The sequence below is a fragment of the Kitasatospora sp. NBC_01560 genome, from assembly GCF_045208415.1.
Lineage (GTDB): Bacteria > Actinomycetota > Actinomycetes > Streptomycetales > Streptomycetaceae > Kitasatospora.
The window spans coordinates 9,486,715-9,504,249 of the sequence record NZ_CP109364.1; the positions used below are offsets into that span (position 1 = coordinate 9,486,715).

At 74.2% G+C, this 17,535-nt stretch carries 15 protein-coding genes and 1 pseudogene; 13 read left to right on the top strand and 3 right to left on the bottom strand.

The window, feature by feature from the left end:
* Positions 1-14 precede the first annotated feature (14 nt).
* The 6 genes from OH807_RS40450 to OH807_RS40475 all read left to right on the top strand — a co-directional run bounded on the left by OH807_RS40450 (position 15) and on the right by OH807_RS40475 (position 6,226).
* A complete protein-coding gene (locus OH807_RS40450; RefSeq protein WP_406210275.1) occupies positions 15-950 on the top strand; it encodes a carbohydrate ABC transporter permease in 936 nt (311 codons plus the stop codon).
* The gene (locus tag OH807_RS40455) at positions 950-1,858 is read left to right on the top strand and encodes a carbohydrate ABC transporter permease (protein ID WP_406210278.1); all 909 of its coding nucleotides are present in this window, start codon (positions 950-952) and stop codon (positions 1,856-1,858) included. Before OH807_RS40450 ends, OH807_RS40455 begins: the two co-directional genes overlap by 1 nt.
* A 232-nt stretch (positions 1,859-2,090) precedes the next feature.
* Positions 2,091-3,059, top strand: coding sequence for an ROK family protein (locus OH807_RS40460; RefSeq protein ID WP_406210280.1), 969 nt, complete (start codon positions 2,091-2,093; stop codon positions 3,057-3,059).
* Between the two features lie 426 nt (positions 3,060-3,485).
* Positions 3,486-4,271, top strand: a complete 786-nt coding sequence (locus tag OH807_RS40465) for a DeoR/GlpR family DNA-binding transcription regulator (protein ID WP_406210283.1) — start codon at positions 3,486-3,488, stop codon at positions 4,269-4,271.
* 97 nt (positions 4,272-4,368) lie between these two features.
* Entirely contained in the window at positions 4,369-5,583 is a 1,215-nt protein-coding gene (locus tag OH807_RS40470; protein ID WP_406210285.1) for an aminotransferase class V-fold PLP-dependent enzyme, read from the top strand.
* Positions 5,584-5,845: 262 nt separating this feature from the next.
* Positions 5,846-6,226: a hypothetical protein gene (locus OH807_RS40475; protein WP_406210288.1), complete on the top strand. Its 381-nt coding sequence runs from the start codon at positions 5,846-5,848 to the stop codon at positions 6,224-6,226.
* Positions 6,227-6,340: 114 nt separating this feature from the next.
* On the opposite strand, the gene OH807_RS40480 is transcribed toward OH807_RS40475, so the two are convergent.
* The gene (locus tag OH807_RS40480; RefSeq protein WP_406210290.1) at positions 6,341-6,925 is read right to left on the bottom strand and encodes a hypothetical protein; all 585 of its coding nucleotides are present in this window, start codon (positions 6,923-6,925) and stop codon (positions 6,341-6,343) included.
* 578 nt (positions 6,926-7,503) lie between these two features.
* Positions 7,504-8,520: an SDR family NAD(P)-dependent oxidoreductase gene (locus OH807_RS40485; RefSeq protein ID WP_406210293.1), complete on the bottom strand. Its 1,017-nt coding sequence runs from the start codon at positions 8,518-8,520 to the stop codon at positions 7,504-7,506.
* Between the two features lie 781 nt (positions 8,521-9,301).
* On the opposite strand from OH807_RS40485, the gene OH807_RS40490 reads away from it, so the two are divergent.
* Positions 9,302-9,829 (top strand): peptidylprolyl isomerase, encoded by a 528-nt coding sequence (locus OH807_RS40490; RefSeq protein ID WP_406210296.1) that lies wholly within the window; start codon positions 9,302-9,304, stop codon positions 9,827-9,829.
* A 28-nt stretch (positions 9,830-9,857) separates the two neighbouring features.
* Here OH807_RS40490 and OH807_RS40495 read toward each other — a convergent pair whose 3' ends face one another.
* Positions 9,858-11,117 (bottom strand): MFS transporter, encoded by a 1,260-nt coding sequence (locus OH807_RS40495; RefSeq protein WP_406210299.1) that lies wholly within the window; start codon positions 11,115-11,117, stop codon positions 9,858-9,860.
* A 283-nt stretch (positions 11,118-11,400) separates the two neighbouring features.
* On the opposite strand from OH807_RS40495, the gene OH807_RS40500 reads away from it, so the two are divergent.
* The 6 genes and pseudogenes from OH807_RS40500 (at position 11,401) to OH807_RS40525 (ending at position 17,357) form a co-directional block, all read left to right on the top strand.
* Positions 11,401-12,588: a 4-hydroxybenzoate 3-monooxygenase gene (locus OH807_RS40500; RefSeq protein WP_406211441.1), complete on the top strand. Its 1,188-nt coding sequence runs from the start codon at positions 11,401-11,403 to the stop codon at positions 12,586-12,588.
* A 125-nt stretch (positions 12,589-12,713) separates the two neighbouring features.
* Positions 12,714-14,686, top strand: a pseudogene (locus tag OH807_RS40505) (methyltransferase).
* Positions 14,687-14,858: 172 nt separating this feature from the next.
* A complete protein-coding gene (locus OH807_RS40510; protein ID WP_406210301.1) occupies positions 14,859-15,281 on the top strand; it encodes a hypothetical protein in 423 nt (140 codons plus the stop codon).
* Positions 15,282-15,411: 130 nt separating this feature from the next.
* Entirely contained in the window at positions 15,412-15,930 is a 519-nt protein-coding gene (locus OH807_RS40515) for a SixA phosphatase family protein (RefSeq protein WP_406210303.1), read from the top strand.
* 70 nt (positions 15,931-16,000) lie between these two features.
* Positions 16,001-16,579, top strand: a complete 579-nt coding sequence (locus tag OH807_RS40520) for a GNAT family N-acetyltransferase (RefSeq protein ID WP_406210305.1) — start codon at positions 16,001-16,003, stop codon at positions 16,577-16,579.
* A gap of 277 nt (positions 16,580-16,856) precedes the next feature.
* On the top strand, positions 16,857-17,357 hold the full coding sequence (locus tag OH807_RS40525; RefSeq protein WP_406210308.1) for a hypothetical protein: 501 nt from the start codon (positions 16,857-16,859) through the stop codon (positions 17,355-17,357).
* Positions 17,358-17,535 lie beyond the last annotated feature (178 nt).

The window sequence follows — 17,535 nt, forward strand, 5'->3', positions numbered from 1 at the left end:
GGAAGGCACCACCGGTGTCCCTCACCTCCCCCCGCTCCCGGGCCCGACGGCCGGGCCCGAGCCCGAACGCCGTGCGCCGCACGGGCGTCGACCGGCTGGGGCCGCTGCCCTGGATCGGCCCGGCCGTCCTGCTGATCCTCGCCGTCGTCGTCTGGCCCGTCTACGAGATGATCCACACCTCGTTCCAGCGGATCAGCTCCAGCGGATTCGTCCGCGGTTCGGCCGGCCTGGACAAGTACCGCAAGCTCTTCGGCGAGACCGACCTCGGCCACGTCATGGCCGTGACGGTGATCTGGACGGTCGTCGTGGTCGGCGTCACCATGATCGCCTCGCTGGCCCTGGCCCAGCTGTTCAACCAGCAGTTCCCCGGCCGGCGCCTCACCCGCTGGGCGCTGATCGCCCCCTGGGCGGCCTCCGTCCTGATGACCGCCATCGGCTTCAAGTGGATGCTCAACCAGACCGCGGGCGTCCTCAACACCGCCATGGTCGACCTCGGCATCATCGACAGCAGCAAGGACTGGCTGGGCGACCCGGCCACCGCCTGGCCCTGGATGATGTTCGTCGCGGTCTTCGTCTCGCTGCCCTTCACCACCTACACCCTGCTGGCCGGCCTGCAGACCGTCCCCGCCGAGCTCTACGAAGCCGCGGAGGTCGACGGCGCCGGCACCTGGCGGACGTACCGGCTGATCACCCTGCCGCTGCTGCGGCCGGCCTTCCTCGTCGGCGTGGTCATCAACCTGATCAACGTCTTCAACTCCTTCCCGGTCATCTGGGGGATGACGAAGGGAGGCCCCAGCAGCGACACGGCCACCACGACCGTCTTCATGTACCAGCTGAAGGACACCGACATCGGTGAGAGCGCGGCCATGTCCGTGGTCAACTTCGCGCTGGTCGTCGTCATGGTGCTGGTCTTCCTCAAGGTCAGCCGCTGGAACGAGGAGGACAACTGATGAGCCGGCAGACCCTGGACGCCGCCGCCCCCCGCACCGCGCCGGGCCGCCGCCGCAGCGCGACGCCGTCGCCGTCCCCCCGCGCGCGCCGCACCCTGCGGCCGCGCACCCTGGTGATCACGGCGGTCGCGTGGCTGCTGGCCGCCGTCTTCCTGCTGCCGTACGCGCAGATGGTGATCACGGCGCTGCGCCCGGCCGACGAGCTGCGCGACAACACCTACCTCCCGGAGCACTTCGCCTGGTCCAACTTCGTCGACGTCTGGCGGGAGTCCTCCCTCGGCGGGAACCTGAGGGTCACCCTGCTGGTCGCCACCGGGTCGACGCTGCTGGTGCTGCTGGTGGCGCTCCCCGCCGCCTACTACACGGCCCGGATGAAGTTCCGCGGGCGCAAGCTGTTCCTGCTGCTCGTCCTGGTCACCCAGATGTTCCAGCCCACCTCCCTGCTGGTCGGCCTCTACCGCGAGTTCTACCAGCTGGACATGCTCAACTCGGTCTGGACGCTGATGCTCTGCAACGCCGCCTTCAACCTGGCGTTCGCGATCTGGATCCTCACCGCCTACATCGGCTCCATCCCGGTGGCGCTGGAGGAGGCGGCGATGATCGACGGGCTGAGCCGGTTCCGGGCGCTCCTCCGCGTCACCCTGCCGCTCGCCCTGCCCGGCGTGGTCACCGCGGTCATCTTCACCTTCATCGCGGCCTGGAACGAGTTCGTCATGGGGCTGACCCTGTCGACCGTCCCGGCCAGCCGGCCGCTGACCGTCGGCATCAACGGCTTCATCGGCAACTACACCGTCCAGTGGAACTTCCTGTTCGCCGGCTCTGTGGTCGCGATCGTGCCGGTCGTCGTGCTGTTCGCCTTCATCGAACGGCAGGTCGTCTCCGGCCTGACGGCCGGATCGGTCAAGTAGCCGAGGCGCAGCAACCCGCCGTGAAGTAACCCGCGGCGCAGCAACCCGCCGTGCAGCAGCGCGCGGTGAGGGAGCCTCCGGTGAAGGAGCCCCGGCCGGGCTGCGGCCGCCGTCCGATCCTTACGAGAAAGCCGCGCATGCCTGACACCACCTCTGCCCGGCCGCCCACCGCGCCCGCGCCCCGGCCCGGCCGCCCCGCTCGGTCCGCCCGCTCCGTCGCGCGGGGCACGCGATGACCGGCGGCCCGCCGCCCTCGGAGTGCGTGATCGCCCTGGACGTCGGCGGCACCGGGATGAAGGGCGCGCTGCTCGACCGCGGGTCGGGCGTCCTGGCCGCCGAACGCCGCCCGACGCCGCGCGCGGACGGACCGGAGGCCGTTGTCGACGCGATCGTGGCGGCGCTGGCCTCGCTCGCCGGCCGGGCCCGCGAACTCGGGCTCGCCGTACGGCGGGCCGGGGTGGTCGTTCCCGGCATCGTCGACGCCGACCGGGCTCTCGCCGTCTACTCCGCCAACATCGGCTGGCGGGGCCTGCCACTGGGCCGGATCCTGCGGGAGCGGACCGGCCTGCCGGTCACCCTCGGCCACGACGTCCGGGCCGGCGCGCTCGCCGAAGTCCGGCTGGGCGCCGCCCGCGGCGCGCAGGACGCGCTCTTCGTCGCGATCGGCACCGGCATCTCGGCCGCGATCGTCCACGACGGCCGGCTGCTGAGCGCCGGAGGCTACGCCGGCGAGCTCGGCCACGTCGTCGTCGAGCCCGACGGGCTGCCGTGCCCCTGCGGGGGCTCGGGCTGCCTGGAGACGATCGCCTCCGCGGCGGGGATCGCCCGCTGCTACACCGCGCACTCCGGTCGCCCCGTCGAGGGGGCCGCGGAGGTCGCCGCCCGGCTGGCCGGGGGCGAGGCCGCCGCCCGGGCCGTCTGGCGGCGCGCCGTCGAGGGGCTCGCCACGGCCCTGACCACCGCCGTCACCCTGCTCGCGCCGGAGGTCGTCGTGCTCGGCGGAGGCCTGGCCGAATCGGACGGACTCCTGCTGGAGCCGCTGCGGGAATGCCTGGAGGAGCGGCTGACCTTTCAGCGGCGGCCTCGGCTGACCGCCGCCGTGCTGGGCGACGAGGCGGGCTGTCTGGGTGCCGGGCTGCACGCCTGGGACGCCGAGACTCCGGTCCGGACCGTGCCCGGGACGCTCCGCCCGCCGGCCTGACGCCCGCCGGCCCGCCTGATGCCTGCCCGCCTGACGGGCGCCGGCCGGGCACGGGTGCTCGCCCCGCAGCGTCGGCGGCCTGTTCTGACCTGCTCATGGCGACGTCGTTCGGAGCATTTTCGGTCAGCTGCTCCTGGTCGGCATCTGCGGCGCATCGTTCGCCTCCCGGGAGGGTCCGCGCCGCCCCGTTCCGGTCATCGGGTACGGTGCCGTACCGTGCCGGTGGCGGGCATTGCCGTGTGCGGCGGTTCTGCCCGCCGGGGGTGAGCTGCCTGCCGGTGAAGGCTGGTGCTCCGCTCGCTTGATCGAATATGCTCGAACGCGGCCTGTTCGACGCATCAATGTGCGGCGTATTTGGAAGATCACGACGCCGGGTCCGCGCCGGGCTGCGCGGGCCGGTTGTGCTGCTGGTGGAGGTGAGGGGCGATGGGGGCGCACGAGAGATGGACGCGTCTGCTGGAGGTGCTCGGCGACCGGGGCCGGCTGGAGGTGAGCGAAGCGGCCGTGCTGCTCGGCGTGTCGGCGGCGACGGTACGCCGTGACATGGACGAACTGGCCGGCCAGCAGCTGCTGGTGCGCACCCGGGGAGGCGCCGTCCTCAGCGGCGTGGCCTACGACCTGCCACTGCGTTACAAGACCGCCCGGCGGGCGGACGAGAAACTGCGGATCGCCCGGGCCGCGGCCGCGCTGGTGCCGCCCGGCGCCGTCGTCGGGCTCAGCGGCGGCACCACCACCTCCGAGGTCGCCCGTGAACTCGCCACCCGCGCCGACCTCGCCGAGCACACCAAGGGCATCGCGCTGACCGTCGTCACCAATGCCATCAACATCGCCGGCGAGCTCGCCGTGCGCCCCCACGTGAAGACCGTCGTCACCGGCGGCGTCGCCCGCCCCAGCTCCTACGAACTCACCGGGCCGATGGCCACCATGGTCCTGCAGGGCATCTCGCTGGACTACGCCATCCTCGGCGTCAACGCCGTGGACACCCGCAACGGCGCCGCCACCCACGACGAGGGCGAGGCCAGCGCCAACCGCGCCATGGCCCAGCGCGCCGACAAGGTCATCATCGTCGCCGACTCCACCAAGATCGGCCGCCGCGCCTTCGCCCAGGTCTGCACCGTCCACGAGTTCGCCGTCCTCGTCACCGACAAGGAAGCCCCCGACGAGGCCGTCGAACAGTTCACCGCCCACGGCATCGAAGTCCACTGCGTCTGACGCCCGCGCCCCGAGGGGCAGGGCCCCGAGGCGCAGCACCCCCCTGCAGTGATTCCGAGGCGCACCGTGGCCGCGGCACTTCGAAGGAGAGACGGCCATGACCACCGCCCCCAGCCCCCTCCTGCTGCCGGACGGCCGGCCCGCCGCGCAGGCCTGGACGCTGTCCCCGGCGCTGAGGCATCTCAACCACGGCTCCTTCGGGGCCGTCCCGCAGGTGGCGCAGCTGGAGCAGCAGCGGCTGCGGGCCGAGATGGACCGGGCGCCGGTGGTCTGGTTCCCGGCCCTGCCGCGCCGCGTCGCCGAAGCCCGGGCCGTGGTGGCGGACTTCCTGCGGGTCGACGCGGCCGACCTCGCCCTCGTCCCGAACGCCAGCGGCGGGGCCAGCGTCGTCTACGGCAGCCTGCCGGCCCGGCCCGGGGGAGAGGTGCTGGTCACCGACCACGGCTACGGCGCGGTCACCATGGGCGCCCAGCGGCTGGCCCGCCGCTGGGGCGGCAGCGTCCGGACGGCACGGGTGCCGCTCGCCGCCACGGCCGAACAGGCCTGCGCGGCGGTGCTCGCCGGGATCACCGACCGGACGGCGCTGATCGTCGTCGACCACATCACCTCGGCCACCGCGCGCTGGATGCCCGTGGCCGAGATCGGCGCGGCGGCCCGGCGCCTCGGCATCCCGCTGCTGATCGACGGGGCGCACGTGCCGGGCCTGGCCGAGGATCCGCTGGCCGGGCTGGAGTTCGACGTCTGGGTGGGCAACCTGCACAAGTTCGGCTGCGCCCCGCGCGGCGCCTCGGCGCTGGTCGTCCGCAGCGGACTGCGCGACGAACTCCACCCGCTGATCGACTCCTGGGCCGCCGAGGCGCCGTTCCCCGAACGCTTCGACACCCAGGGGACGATCGACGCCACCAGCTACCTGGCGGCGCCGGCCTCGCTGGCGTTCGTCGAACGGACCTGGGGCTGGCGGACCGCCCGCGGCTACCTGCACGCACTCGCCGACTACGCCGAGCGGATCGTCGGCGAGGCCGTCACCGCGCTGACCGGCGAGAGCGCCGCCGTGGACGTCGGCATGCCGGTGAACGCCCTGCGGTTGGTCCGCCTCCCCGCGGGCCTGGCGGGCACCCGCGTCGAGGCCGACGCCCTGCGCGACCGTGCGGCGGCCGAACTGGGCGTCGAGGTGGCATTCACCAGCTTCGGGGGCGTCGGCTACGTCCGGCTGTCGGCCCATGTCTACAACACGGCCGCCGACTACGAGTACTTCGCCGACCGCTGCGTCCCCGCCCTCCTTTCCTGGGCGCGGAGCCGCGCCCGGAGCTGACCCGGGACACCGAAGGTCCGGCAGCTGCCGGACGGGCGTCACCAGGTGCACCGCGCCCGTCGGTTGATGCTCCGCCTCGGCCCGCGCCACGGCCGAGCACCGGGCCGACGGCCGCGGCCGCCCGTCCCGGGAGCGCCCGGTCGCCGGCCCGACTGGCCGCATCGTGTCAAGTCGTGCTTTTGGAGCCGAAGTTGCTTGCCGACGGCCCGGCCCGGACCTATCGTCGTCCACGCCACCGTCCAGGCCTGCGAGAGGAACCGCCATGAGCCCGCGCCCGGGGAACGACGCCGACGGCGACGCCGCACCCGTCCGACGCCGCCGTACGCGGCTGGCACTGGCCGGCGGGGCCGTCGCGGCACTGCCGGTGGTCGGGCTGATCGCTGCCGGCTCTGCCGCCGCCGCGCCCGCCCCGGTGACCGCCCGCGTGGCGGACAAGCCCCCGGCCAAGGCCGTTTCCACCAAGCCTCCGATGAAGGCCGTCCCGGCGAAGCCCCCGGCCAAGGTGGCCGCTCCCGCGCCGGAGCGGGTCACGGACAAGCCCCCGGCCAAGGCCGTTTCCGCCAAGCCTCCGGCGAAGGCGGTCCCGGCGAAGCCCCCGATGAAGGCGGCGGCTTCGGACCCGCGGCCGAGCGGCGCCCGCTGACCCTTGCGGGGCGGGGCGAATTGCTGTGGCGGTGCCGCGGGCCGTTCTGTCGTCCTTGGGCCCGTGTCCGCCCGCGAGCGGCGGGAGCCGGGGTCCTGACCCGGGCACCGACAGTCAGGGGCGGGCGCCTCGGAGGCGTTCCAGCTCGTCGGCGCGGCGGTGGTCCTTGGGGCGGCCGATGGCCCGGCGCATCCGGACGAGGTCGTCGAGCGTGAGGTAGTGGACGGTGAGGTCCGGCCCGTCGGCGGCGGTCAGGGCGCGGTCGAGGAAGCCGGCGGTGTCGAGGCCGCCCCAGGGGAGGTCGGGGGTGCACAGGTCGCCGCCGGCGCCGACGGCGACGTAGGCCGCCTGGGGCCGGTCGAGGTCGGGCAGGTCCGTGCAGCCGGCGGCGGTCAGGGCGGCGCGCAGGGCCTCCGCCTCGGTGGCGGAGCCGTCCCAGAGCAGGTCCAGATCGCCGGTGAGCTCGGCGGAGCCGTGCAGGATACCGGCGACCTGACCGACCACGACGGCGCGGGAGCCCGCCGCGTGCAGGGCGCGGAGCAGCGGGAACGGGTCGAAGCCGAGTGCGCCGTCGGTGGCGAAGGTGCCCGCGTCGTCGTCGGCCTGCCCGGCGCCCCGCCCGGTGGCGGTGCGGCCGCGGGTGGCTTCCGCCGTCCGGTCGACGGCATCGCGGAGTCGTTGCACAGCAGTGTCGGTCATCCGGCCATCCAACACGGCGCGGGCGCGGCGGGGCGACCCGCGGTGCGGATCGTCATCGGTAACGCCCAGGGCAAGGGGCCGGCCGCCGCGGTCGGCGGCGGCCTGCTCGACGCCGCTTGAGCAGGCCGGTCAAAGGTTTGAACGGCCTTCATTGGGCCGTTCGGGTGGCGGCGGGGTTCGGTGGCCCGCCGCAATGGGCAGAGCCTGCGGCATGACGACACACGTGACCGGTCGCCCCCGCCGGCGGCCCCGCCCGTCCGTGCCCGCCGTGCCCACGCCCGCCGTTGCGGTCCGCTCCGGAAGGCCGCCGGTCCCGGCGCGGCCGGTCGGCAGCTGCTGCCGGACGTGGTGCAGTGAGCACCGGTCCCAGGGCGGGACGGTCGTCCGGACCACCTGGCACGAACCGGCGTGCCGCTCCTGGCGCCGCCCATGACCGTCCCCGAGCCCGAGCCCGAGCCCGTGGCCCGTGTGCGTGCCCGGCCCGGCCGGAGCCCGAACTGCCGGACGGCGCCGGCCGAGTCCCTGCCGGGGCCGCGGGGTGACGGCGGCTCCGGCAGTCCGGAGCCGCAGATCCGGCCTCAGCCGGTGGAGGCGTCAGCTGCGCCGTGCCCGGCCGCCGGGCCTTCGGTCCCGCCGGGCTCCGTCGTCGGTGCGGTGAACACCGGGTCGGTGCCGGTCAGGTCGCGGCTGGCCGCCCAGAGGCGTGCCGCGGTCGTGGTGTCGGTCAGGTGGCTCCAGAGAGGTTCGATCCTGGGCGTACCGCGCAGCCCGAACGCCCGCGGGCCCAGCAACCGGCCGCCGCGCACGCCCGGGTCGAGTACGGCCCGGACGGCCGGCCAGGCGGCAGCGTCCTTGCCTTGGACGACCAGGCCGAGCGGCAGCCGGCTCAGCCGCTCGCCGGTGGTCCGGACGTGGACCGGCGGGCGCGAAGGGGTGAGGGAGTCGAGTGCGCCGCCGGGGTGGACGAGCACGCTCAGCGTCGTACTGCCGGCGGCGCGGAGGCGGCGGTCGAGTTCGACGGCGAAGAGCATCTGCGCCAGCTTGGAGCGCGCATAGGCGCGCTTGGGCCGGTAGTCGTGCGCGCTCTGGAGATCGTCGAGGTCCAGGCGTTCGGACTTGGCCGCGAAGCTGCCGGTGGTGACGATCCGGCTCCCCGGGGCCGCCGCGAGCAGCGGGGTCAGGTGGTGGGTGAGCGCGAAGTGCCCCAGGTGGTTGGTCGCGAACATCAGCTCGTGGCCGGCCCCGGTCTCACGGCGCGGCGGGTGGTCGAGTGCCACCCCGGCATTGAGGACCACCGCGTCGAGGCCGTCCGGCCCGAGTGCGTCCACCGACGCCTCGATCGAGGCGGGATCGGCCAGGTCCATGGGTACGTGCTCCACCCTGGCGCCGGGCACGCGCGCGCCGATGGAGCCGATCGCCGCCTCGGCCTTCGCCCGGTCACGGCTGCCGAGAAGGACGGTGGCCCCGGTGCCGGCGAGCTGCTCGGCGACGAAGTAGCCGATGCCCGCGTTGCCACCGGTGACCAGGAAGCGCTTGCCCCGGGCGGGAGGCAGCCGGTGAACGTCCCACTGCGGGGCCTGGGGTACGGAGGGCATGGCGGCTCCCGGGAGTTCGGAGTGGGTCGGAGGGTCGGCAGGGAGCGGGCCCCAGCTGCACGGCCGGCCACCCCTGGTCCCCACGGTGCCGGGGGCCACTCACATCCCACCGACAGGTCGCTGTCGCTGCTCACAGCCCGCCGGCACCGCGCGGGCCCGGCGCGGCAGCGACCTGGTACCCCGTCCCGCCCGTGGCCGACCGTTCGGCTCGCCGTCAGCCGTCAGCCGTCAGCCGTCAGCCGTCAGCCGCCAGCGGTCAGCGGTCAGCCGTCCGCGGGCTGGACGCAGCCGCGGCGGGCGCAGGCCAACACCGTCGTGGCGGTGGCGTCGAGGAAGACGACGAACATGCAGGCGTGATCCGTCGGCATGATCACGCAGATCCGCGAGGGCCCCTCTCCTGCCTGCCGGAGGATCCCCACGGTCCCGGTGAGGCCGAGTGTGGCGACCCCGCGCCGCTGGGTGAGCGGCCCTGAGCCGGACGCGGACGCGGACGCGACGTCGGGCCGGTCCTCCACCGTCAAGACCACGACCGCTGTCGCCATCGGGGCGACCCGGCCCGGCCGGGCCGCGCGCCGAGGGCCTGCTGCCGCTGCACTGGTTCCGGAACGGGGCGGTGGCCGCCGCGGTGAAGGTCGTGACCGGCCGCCCCGGGGGAGTCCGTCGGGCCCGACGGCCTGTTCGACACTCGTGCGGGTGAGATGTCGTGTCATCGCCCCGGGGGTGCCGCCCCGGGGCGGGAGACTGGCCGGGCCCGTAGGCCGCACACCGAAGGATTGTTGTCATGGCGGAAGAGCTGTACGCGACGTTGAAGACCAACAAGGGTGACATCGTGCTCCGGCTGCTGCCGAACCACGCACCGAAGACGGTGAAGAACTTCGTGGAGCTGGCCACGGGCGAGCGCCAGTGGGTCGACCCGAACACCGGGCAGCCGAGCAACGCCCCGCTGTACGACGGCACGGTGTTCCACCGCGTCATCGAGGACTTCATGATCCAGGGCGGCGACCCGCTGGGCAACGGCACGGGCGGGCCCGGCTACAAGTTCGCCGACGAGTTCCACCCGGACCTGGCGTTCACCAAGCCCTACCTGCTCGCCATGGCCAACGCCGGGCCCGGCACCAACGGGTCCCAGTTCTTCATCTCGGTCGGAGCCACCACCTGGCTCACCGGGAAGCACACCATCTTCGGGGAGGTGGCCGACGAGGCCGGCCGGCGGGTCGTCGACGCCATCGCCACGGCCGAGACCAACCCCCGCAACGACCGCCCGGTGCAGGACGTGGTCATCGAGAAGGTCGTCATCGAGACCCGCTGACCACCCGCGGCGTCGACCCCGCGGAGTTTTACGCGGGGTCGAGCGCCGGGGTCTCGTCGGGCCGGTCGTGCGGCGCGGCGGTGTCCAGGGTCGTGGGGCGGGTGCGCTCCGCCCACGCGGCCACCGGCGGGCCGGCTGCGCCCAGGGCCGCGAAGAACACGCCGAGCAGCAGCCAGCCCGCGTGTCCGAGGCCGAGGACGGCCGTCGTGAGGACCGCCGGCGCCAGCGCCTGCCCGGCGTTGAAGCCGATGCCGAAGAGGCCCTGGTACTGCCCCTGGGCGTGGTCGGGGGCGAGACCGAACGCGAGCGCGTAGCCGCCCGAGGACTCCCACACCTCTCCGACGCTGTGCACGGTGACGGCGAGCAGGGCGAGCACCGGTGCGACCCAGAACGGGACGTCGGCGGTCAGGGCCATCAAGGGGCAGCTGACCAGGAAGAGCAGGCCCGCGAGGCGGAACGCCCGGCCGCCCTGGCGCGGGGTCTCCACCCGGGAGCCGATCCTGCTCTGGAGCAGCACGCACACCCCGCTGTTGGCCGCGTAGACCGCGGCGACGGTCCAGTGGGGCGCGTCGGTGTGGGCGGAGAGCCAGATCGGCAGCAGCAGGGAGACGGTCTGGTACTGCAGGCCCATCGCGCCGTAGAGCGCGACGAAGGACACGAACGGCCGGTCGGACAGGACGGCCCAGCGGCGGTGCTCCGCGGGCCGGGGCAGCGGCCGGTAGTCGGGGACGCCGGCCAGGCCGATCAGGGCGGCGCCGGCGAAGCTTGCGGCGTTGGCGAGGATCAGCACGGTGTAGGCCGCTCGGGTGTCGACCGAGACGGCGAAGGCGGCGCCCAGGGTGCCCAGGACGACGCCGAGGTTGACGAACGTGCGGAGCTTCGCCCGGAACGCCGCCGGGCGTTCACCGCCGGCCCGGGCGACGAGCGCGCCGCCCGCGGCGCCACCCGCCGTCGCCGCCAGCCGGTCCAGGGTGGCGATGAGGGTGAACGTGATCCAGCTGTCGATGAGGACGAAGGCGGCCATCGTGACGGCCTGCAGCACGACGGCCGTCAGCCAGACCGTGCGCGGCCCGTACCGGTCGGCCAGGTTCCCGGCCGGGATCCCGGCCAGCAGCCCGACCAGCCCGGCGATCGTGAGGCCGGCACCGACCTGGGCGGCGGGCAGGTGAACCACCAGCGTGAAGTAGAGCACCGCGGCGGTGTTGAACAGCCCGTTGCCCACCCGGCTGACGAAACTCGCGACGATGAGGGCGCGTTGCGGACCGCTCGGCGCCAGGAATCCGGACATCCCCACCTTGGCATCCTCCCCTTTGATGTGGACAGGCTAACAGCGCCCCCACCAGCACCTTCCGGCCGGGCCGACGCCGGTGCGCGCGCGAACGGCATGGCGGGTGGGGCGGTGGCGCGGCGGGTGGAGCGGCGCGTGGAGCGGTTCTGGCGACCGTCGCGAGGATTGTCGTCCTAATGGGCAATTCGGGTGACTGGTGCCGTTCCGGGCGAGTATCGGTGATTATGATCCACTTCTTGTGGCGAACAGTCAGAACACCGGAACAGCAAGGCAGTCGGCCGACGTGGTGATCCTCGGAGCAGGCCCGGCGGGCCTGCTCCTGGGGAACCTGCTCCACCGTAACGGGGTCGACTGCGTCGTCCTCGAACGTGCGGACCGCACCCGCGTCGAGACCAGGGCGCGGGCCGGCTTCCTCGCGGCCAACACCGTGCGGATCCTGGACCGCCACGGGCTGGCCGGGGGCCTGCACCGGCACGGCCGGCCGCACGGGGTCTGTGAGTTCCGCACGGCCGGAGGCCGCTTCCGTCTGGACTACGGCAGTCTCGGCCGGGGCGAACGGCACACCGTCTACCCCCAACAGGACTTGGTGACCGACCTGTTGACCCACTACCTGGGGGCGGGCGGGCGGATCGGCTTCGAGACGGAGGCCCTGGCCGTGCACGACGCGGGAACGACCCGTCCGTCCGTGGCGGTGCGCGAGGCGGACGGCCGCCCCGGCGAGTGGCGGGCCAGGTACGTGGCCGGCTGCGACGGGCGGCACGGCGCGGCCCGGCGGTCCCTGCCGCGCGGCGCCGTCCGCCACCACCGGGACCACGGGGTGTCCTGGCTCGGCCTGCTCGCCGAGGCACCGCCGAGCCTGGACGCCGTGGGCTACGCCGTCCACGAGCGCGGCTTCGCCGGACACATGGCCCGCACCCCGGAGGTCACGCGCTACTACCTGGAATGCGAGCGCGGCACCGCGGCCGGCGCCCGTTCCGACGAGCAGATCTGGGACGAGCTCGAAACGCGGCTGTACGCCGCGGAGTACGGGGCGCTGACCCGCGGCCGGATCCTGCACCGCGGGGTCGTCGACTTCGAGTCCGACGTCATCGAGCCGCTGCGGCACGGATCGCTCCTCCTGGCGGGGGACGCCGCGAGCCTGATCAGCCCGGCCGCGGCGAAGGGGGCCAACCTCGCGGTGCTGGAGGCGGAGCTGCTCGCGCAGGCCCTGACCGCCGACCTCGTGCACGGTGACCCCGGGGCCCTGGAGCGGTACTCGGAGCGGGCGCTGGCCCACATCCGGCGGGCGCAGCGGTTCTCGCACTGGATGATCCGGCTGCTGCACCGCACGGCGGCGCCGGGTGGCGAATCGTTCTTCCACGAATTCTTGCGGTATCCGCTCGACGAATCCGCGGCGGACGAGGCCCTCGAAGCCCTCCGTACCTCGCGGACCCGCCAGGACTGGTTCGCCACGTACTACGTCGGCGTCTGAGCCTCCTTCCCGCCGCCACCCGCCGCCACCCGCCGCCACCCGCCGCCTCCCGCCGCCTCCCGCCGACCGCAGTCTCCCGCCGCCCGCGCCGGGCAGACCCCGAACACCGGAGAAGGACCCACGCCATGACGACACCCACGCCCACGCCCACACCCACGACAGCATCCACAGCCGCATCCACGACGACGCCCGCCGCCGACGATGCGGCCCGCCTCCTCGCGGCGGCCGCGTTCGTTCGCGAGCAGGACGGCACCGCCCTGCTCCGCCTGCTGCTGCCCGGCCTGCACGGACCCCAACTGCGGGCGCTGGCGCACCACTGCCGCTTCGCGCACGCGGCCCTGCTGGTCTTCCCGCCGGACCGGGAGGCGCTGCTCGCCCAACTGGTCGCCTGCGGGCTGGCCGTCGACGCCCCGTCGACGCCCAGCGTCGTGGTCCGGGACCGGTTGGCACGGCGGCACGGACACGACGCGGCGGCCCTGGACGTCGCCATCCTGCGGCCGCCGGTGCACGGTCCGGACGGCGAGCTCCGGGTGATCGAGGTGTTCGCGCTGACCGTCTCGCCGGGCTCCGGGCTGGCCGCGCTCGCCGCGTACGAGCGAGCGCGGCAGCACGAGGCGCACCTCGCCTTCGAGGTCGGTTCCACGGATCCGCTCGTCCTGGACGGCCTCTGCGCGCTCCTCGCCCGGCACGGCGCGAACCCCGACGGCGGGGGGGCTACAACCCGCACGAGGACGGCACCGTCCTCTACTTCACCGCGCCCGCAGGGTCGGAGACCGGCTACCGGCGGCTGGAGCTGCACGTGTCGGGTGCCCATCCGGACACCCTGGCCGCGCACCTGGGCAAGGACCCCGGCAATGGCCCCGGCAAGCGCTCCGCCGGGCAGCCGGGCCGGCAGCCGTCCTCGGCCGCCGACGCTCCGGGGCCGCGCCGCCCGGACCACGAGGCGGCCGAGCACCGCCGGTCCGACGAGCACCGCCGGTCCGACGAGCACCGCCGGTCCGACGACCACCGCCGGTCCGACGAGCACCGCCGGTCCGAAAGGCTGCTGCACCTGCTCACCGGAGCCTGGACGACCCAGGCCCTCGCTGTGTTCGCCCGGCTGGGGGTGCCCGACGCCCTGGACACCCGCGCCGGGACCACTGCCGAGGCGCTGGCCCAGCGACTCGGCGCCCACCCGCAGAGCCTGGCGACCCTGCTGCGCTACCTCGTGATGCTGGATGTGGTGGCGCACCACCCGGACGGCTTCCGGCTCACCGGGACGGGGGCGCTCCTGCGGGCGGACACCGCGGGGTCGATGCAGCCGCTGGCGCTGATGTACGGCGGCCCGTTCTACCGGTCCTTCGCGGAGCTCGGGCACACCGTGCGGACGGGAGAGGCCGCCTTCGACCACCTCTTCGGCGAGAACCACTTCGACCACTTCGCCCGCGATCCCGAACTGGCGGAGCTGTTCGACCGGTCGATGGCCGCGAGTTCGCGGATGTTCGAGCCGGTTCCCGCGCACCCCGTGCTCGCGGCCGCAGGCCGGGCCCCCGTTCCTGGCACCGTCGTCGACATCGCGGGCGGGAACGGGGAACTGCTCGGACGCGTCCTGGCCGCGCACCCGCGTCTGCGCGGCGTCCTGCTCGAACGGCCGCACGCCGTGGCCGCCGCCCGCAGGCTGCTGGACGCGGCGGCCCTCGGGGGGCGCTGCACCTACCTCGCGGGGGACTTCGCGGACGTGCCGCCGGACGCGGACGTCTACCTGCTCTCCCGGGTGCTGCACGACTGGAACGACGAGCGGTGCCGGGAGATCCTGCGCCACGTGGCCCGCGCGATGCCCGCCCACGCCGACCTGCTCATCGTCGAGCGGGTGCTGCCCGCCGACGGCTCGGCCTCGCTGGCCACCGCGTGGGACCTCCACATGATGTGCAACACCGGCGGCCGCGAACGCCGCGCCGACCACTTCGCCCGGCTCCTGGCCGACGCCGGCCTCGAACTGCTGGACGGTTCGCCGCTGCCGCTCGACGCCACCGTGCTGCACGCGCGCAAGGCCGCGGTACCGGCCCCCGCGCGGCCGGAGGTCCGGGTACCGGCTGCGGCGGGAGCGTCGGCCCGGTAGGCCCGCGCCACCTCCCTCCGGTGGCCATGCACGTGGGCCGGTGAATTCTTGGTCACGAATTCACCGGCCGGAGTTCGAGCGTTGATAGGACGGTCCGACGGACGCTACGCTCCCGGCTTCGTACCGCGCGCCCGGTGGGGGATCGCGCACGTTCCCAGGAGGAGCACGCCAGATGGCGATCCGTAAGTCCACCATGCAGGAGCAGGTCGCCCAGGCGATTGCCGCCATCGAGCCGAACGACCGGCCCGTCGTCACCTTCCACACCGTCACCGGCCCGAGCCCGTGGCTGATGAGCCAGCTGGGCCTGATCGGCCAGCTGTTCGTCAAGTACTACTTCGTCACCCTGACCGAGCGCGTGGTCGTCGTGCACCGCGCCTCGCGGATGAGCAACCGGCCCCAGGCGCTGCTGCACGTCCTCCCGCTGGAGCAGGCCCGCGGCCTGATCAGCCAGGTCGACCGCGGCACCGTGTGGAGCTCGATGCACCTCCACCTGCCCGGCGAGGAGAAGCCGACCCGCCTGAACGTGGGCCGCTACTGGCGCACCGAGTTCGACCAGTTCGTCCCGGCCCTGACCGGTGTGCCGATCGCCGGCTGACCGGCTGACGGGCTGACGGGCGGTCCGGCAGGCGGCTGTTCGGGTGGCGGGAGCGGTTTCCTGGCGGGGCCGGTGGCGGTGGGTCGGTAGCGTCGGGCTGTCCCGTTGAGCGTTGGAGAGGGAGAGCGAGATGTCCGAGGTGGCGGTGCACAGGATCGTGCTGATCCGGCATGCGAAGGCCGAGCCGGACCAGGAGCCGGATCACGAGCGGCCCCTGGCCGAGCGGGGCCGCCGGGACGCGCCCGTCACCGGCCGCTGGCTCGCCGTCTCCGGCCTGGCGCCCGGTCTTGCCATCGTGTCCACGGCGCTGCGCGCCCGGGAGACCTGGCAGCTGGTCGATGCCCAGCTGCACGAGCACCCCAGGACGGTCTTCGAGGAGCGAGCCTACGGGGCCGGGTCGGACGCGCTCGTGGCGCTGCTCCACGAAACCCCGGACGACGTGGCCGACCTCGTCCTGGTCGGGCACAACCCCGGCCTCCACGCCCTGGCCGGCACGCTGGCCGGCGAATCGGAGGAGGGCCTCCTGCCGCGCATGGACAGCACCGGCTTTCCGACCAGCGCCGTCGCCGTCCTCACCTTCACCGGGCCGTGGACGTCCGTCGAGCCCGGCACCACCCGGCTCGCCCACTTCTGGACGCCCCACGCCTGATGGGGTGTCCGACCTGTCCGATCGTGCCGAGGAACGCGTCGCCCTGACGGTGCGGGGTTCGGGAGGTCCCATGAGGTTCTCTCCGCCGGTGGAGCTTCGCACCTCCCGTCTCCTGCTGCGCGCCTGGCAGCCGTCCGACCGGGAGCCCTTCGCCGAGCTGAACGCCGACCGTGAGGTGACGGCCCACCTTCCGGCGCCCCTGGACCGGTCGGCCAGTGATGCGCTGGCCGACCGGATCCGCGCCACGATCGAGGACCAGGGCTGGGGTTGGTGGGCGCTGGAGTCGGTCTCGACGGGAGCCTTCCTCGGTTTCACGGGCCTGTCGTGGACGACGTTCGACGCCTCCTTCACCCCGGCGGTGGAGGTGGGCTGGCGGCTGGCCCGGCCGGCCTGGGGGCACGGCTACGCCACCGAGGCGGCGACCGCGGCCGTCGGGTTCGGCTTCGGGGCGCTGGGCCTGCGGGAGATCGTCTCCTTCACCGTCGCCGGCAACCTGCGCTCCCGCGCGGTCATGGAGCGCCTGGGCATGACGCACGACCCGCGCGAGGACTTCGACCATCCACGGCTGCCGGTCGGGCACCCCTTGCGCCGGCACGTGCTCTACCGGCTCGCGCGCGGCCCCCGCTCCCGTCCCACCGGCCGGTACTGACCGCGCAGCGGGGTCACCACCCGGCCCGGCCGGGGCCGATGGCCCGGTGGGCCGGTTCCCTGAGCAGCCCGGTGATCGGATAACCTGCGCCGATCCGGTTGGCACCGTCGTGCGACCGACGGCTCGAAGCCGGCTCGCGCACGCTCCGGCCGTTCGCCCACGGAAGCCGGCCTTCGCGCCGGAGCACGACGGATTCCGGCCGGTTCCGGCCGGTGGACCGGGCTGTGGTGGGAAGCGGCGCCGACTCGTCGTCGGTGGAAACGGGGGAGAGCGGACAGTGGCAAGGGGCACCGGCAGAGAAGCGGCCGACATCGAGGACGAGGCGGCGGCGCAGCAGAACGGGACCAACCGGGCGGTCTACCAGGGCTGTTCGGGGATCGTCCTGGCCCTGGTACTGGGCTTCGTGGTCATGACGTGGCAGGACAGCAACATCCTCGACACCTGGACCTACTGCTCGGACCAGGCCACCGAGGTCGCTGTCGACACCTCCCCGCACTCGGCCGTGGAAGTCGGCATCGACCTCTCCACGCTCCGGATCCTGGGCTACACCGCGTCCCTCTGCCTCGGCTTCGGCCTGGGCCGCCTGGTCATGTGGGGGCGCCCGCGCGGCGCCGCGATCGCTGTCGGCTGCCTGCTGGCCGCAGCCGTCTGTGCCGCAGTCTTCGTCGGGGACTTCGCCGTCAACAACGGTGAGGCGCCCGGCTTCTACTTCCCCGGGCTCTGCCCCGGCGGCCGGCCGCCGTGGTGGCCGTCCTGGCTGCCGATGAGGGTGGGGTAGGCCGCCCGCTCCTCCTCCCCGGTGTTCGTGCCGCCGGCGACGTCCCGCTCGTGCAGACGGCACACCGGTCGGTCCGGCTCGGGGCGCCGGGATCCGGTGGGCCGGGGCCCGGTGCCGTCCACGCGCCGGGGCGCCGGGGAGGCGTGAACCGGTTGAGCAGGAACGCTGCTTCGTGCCG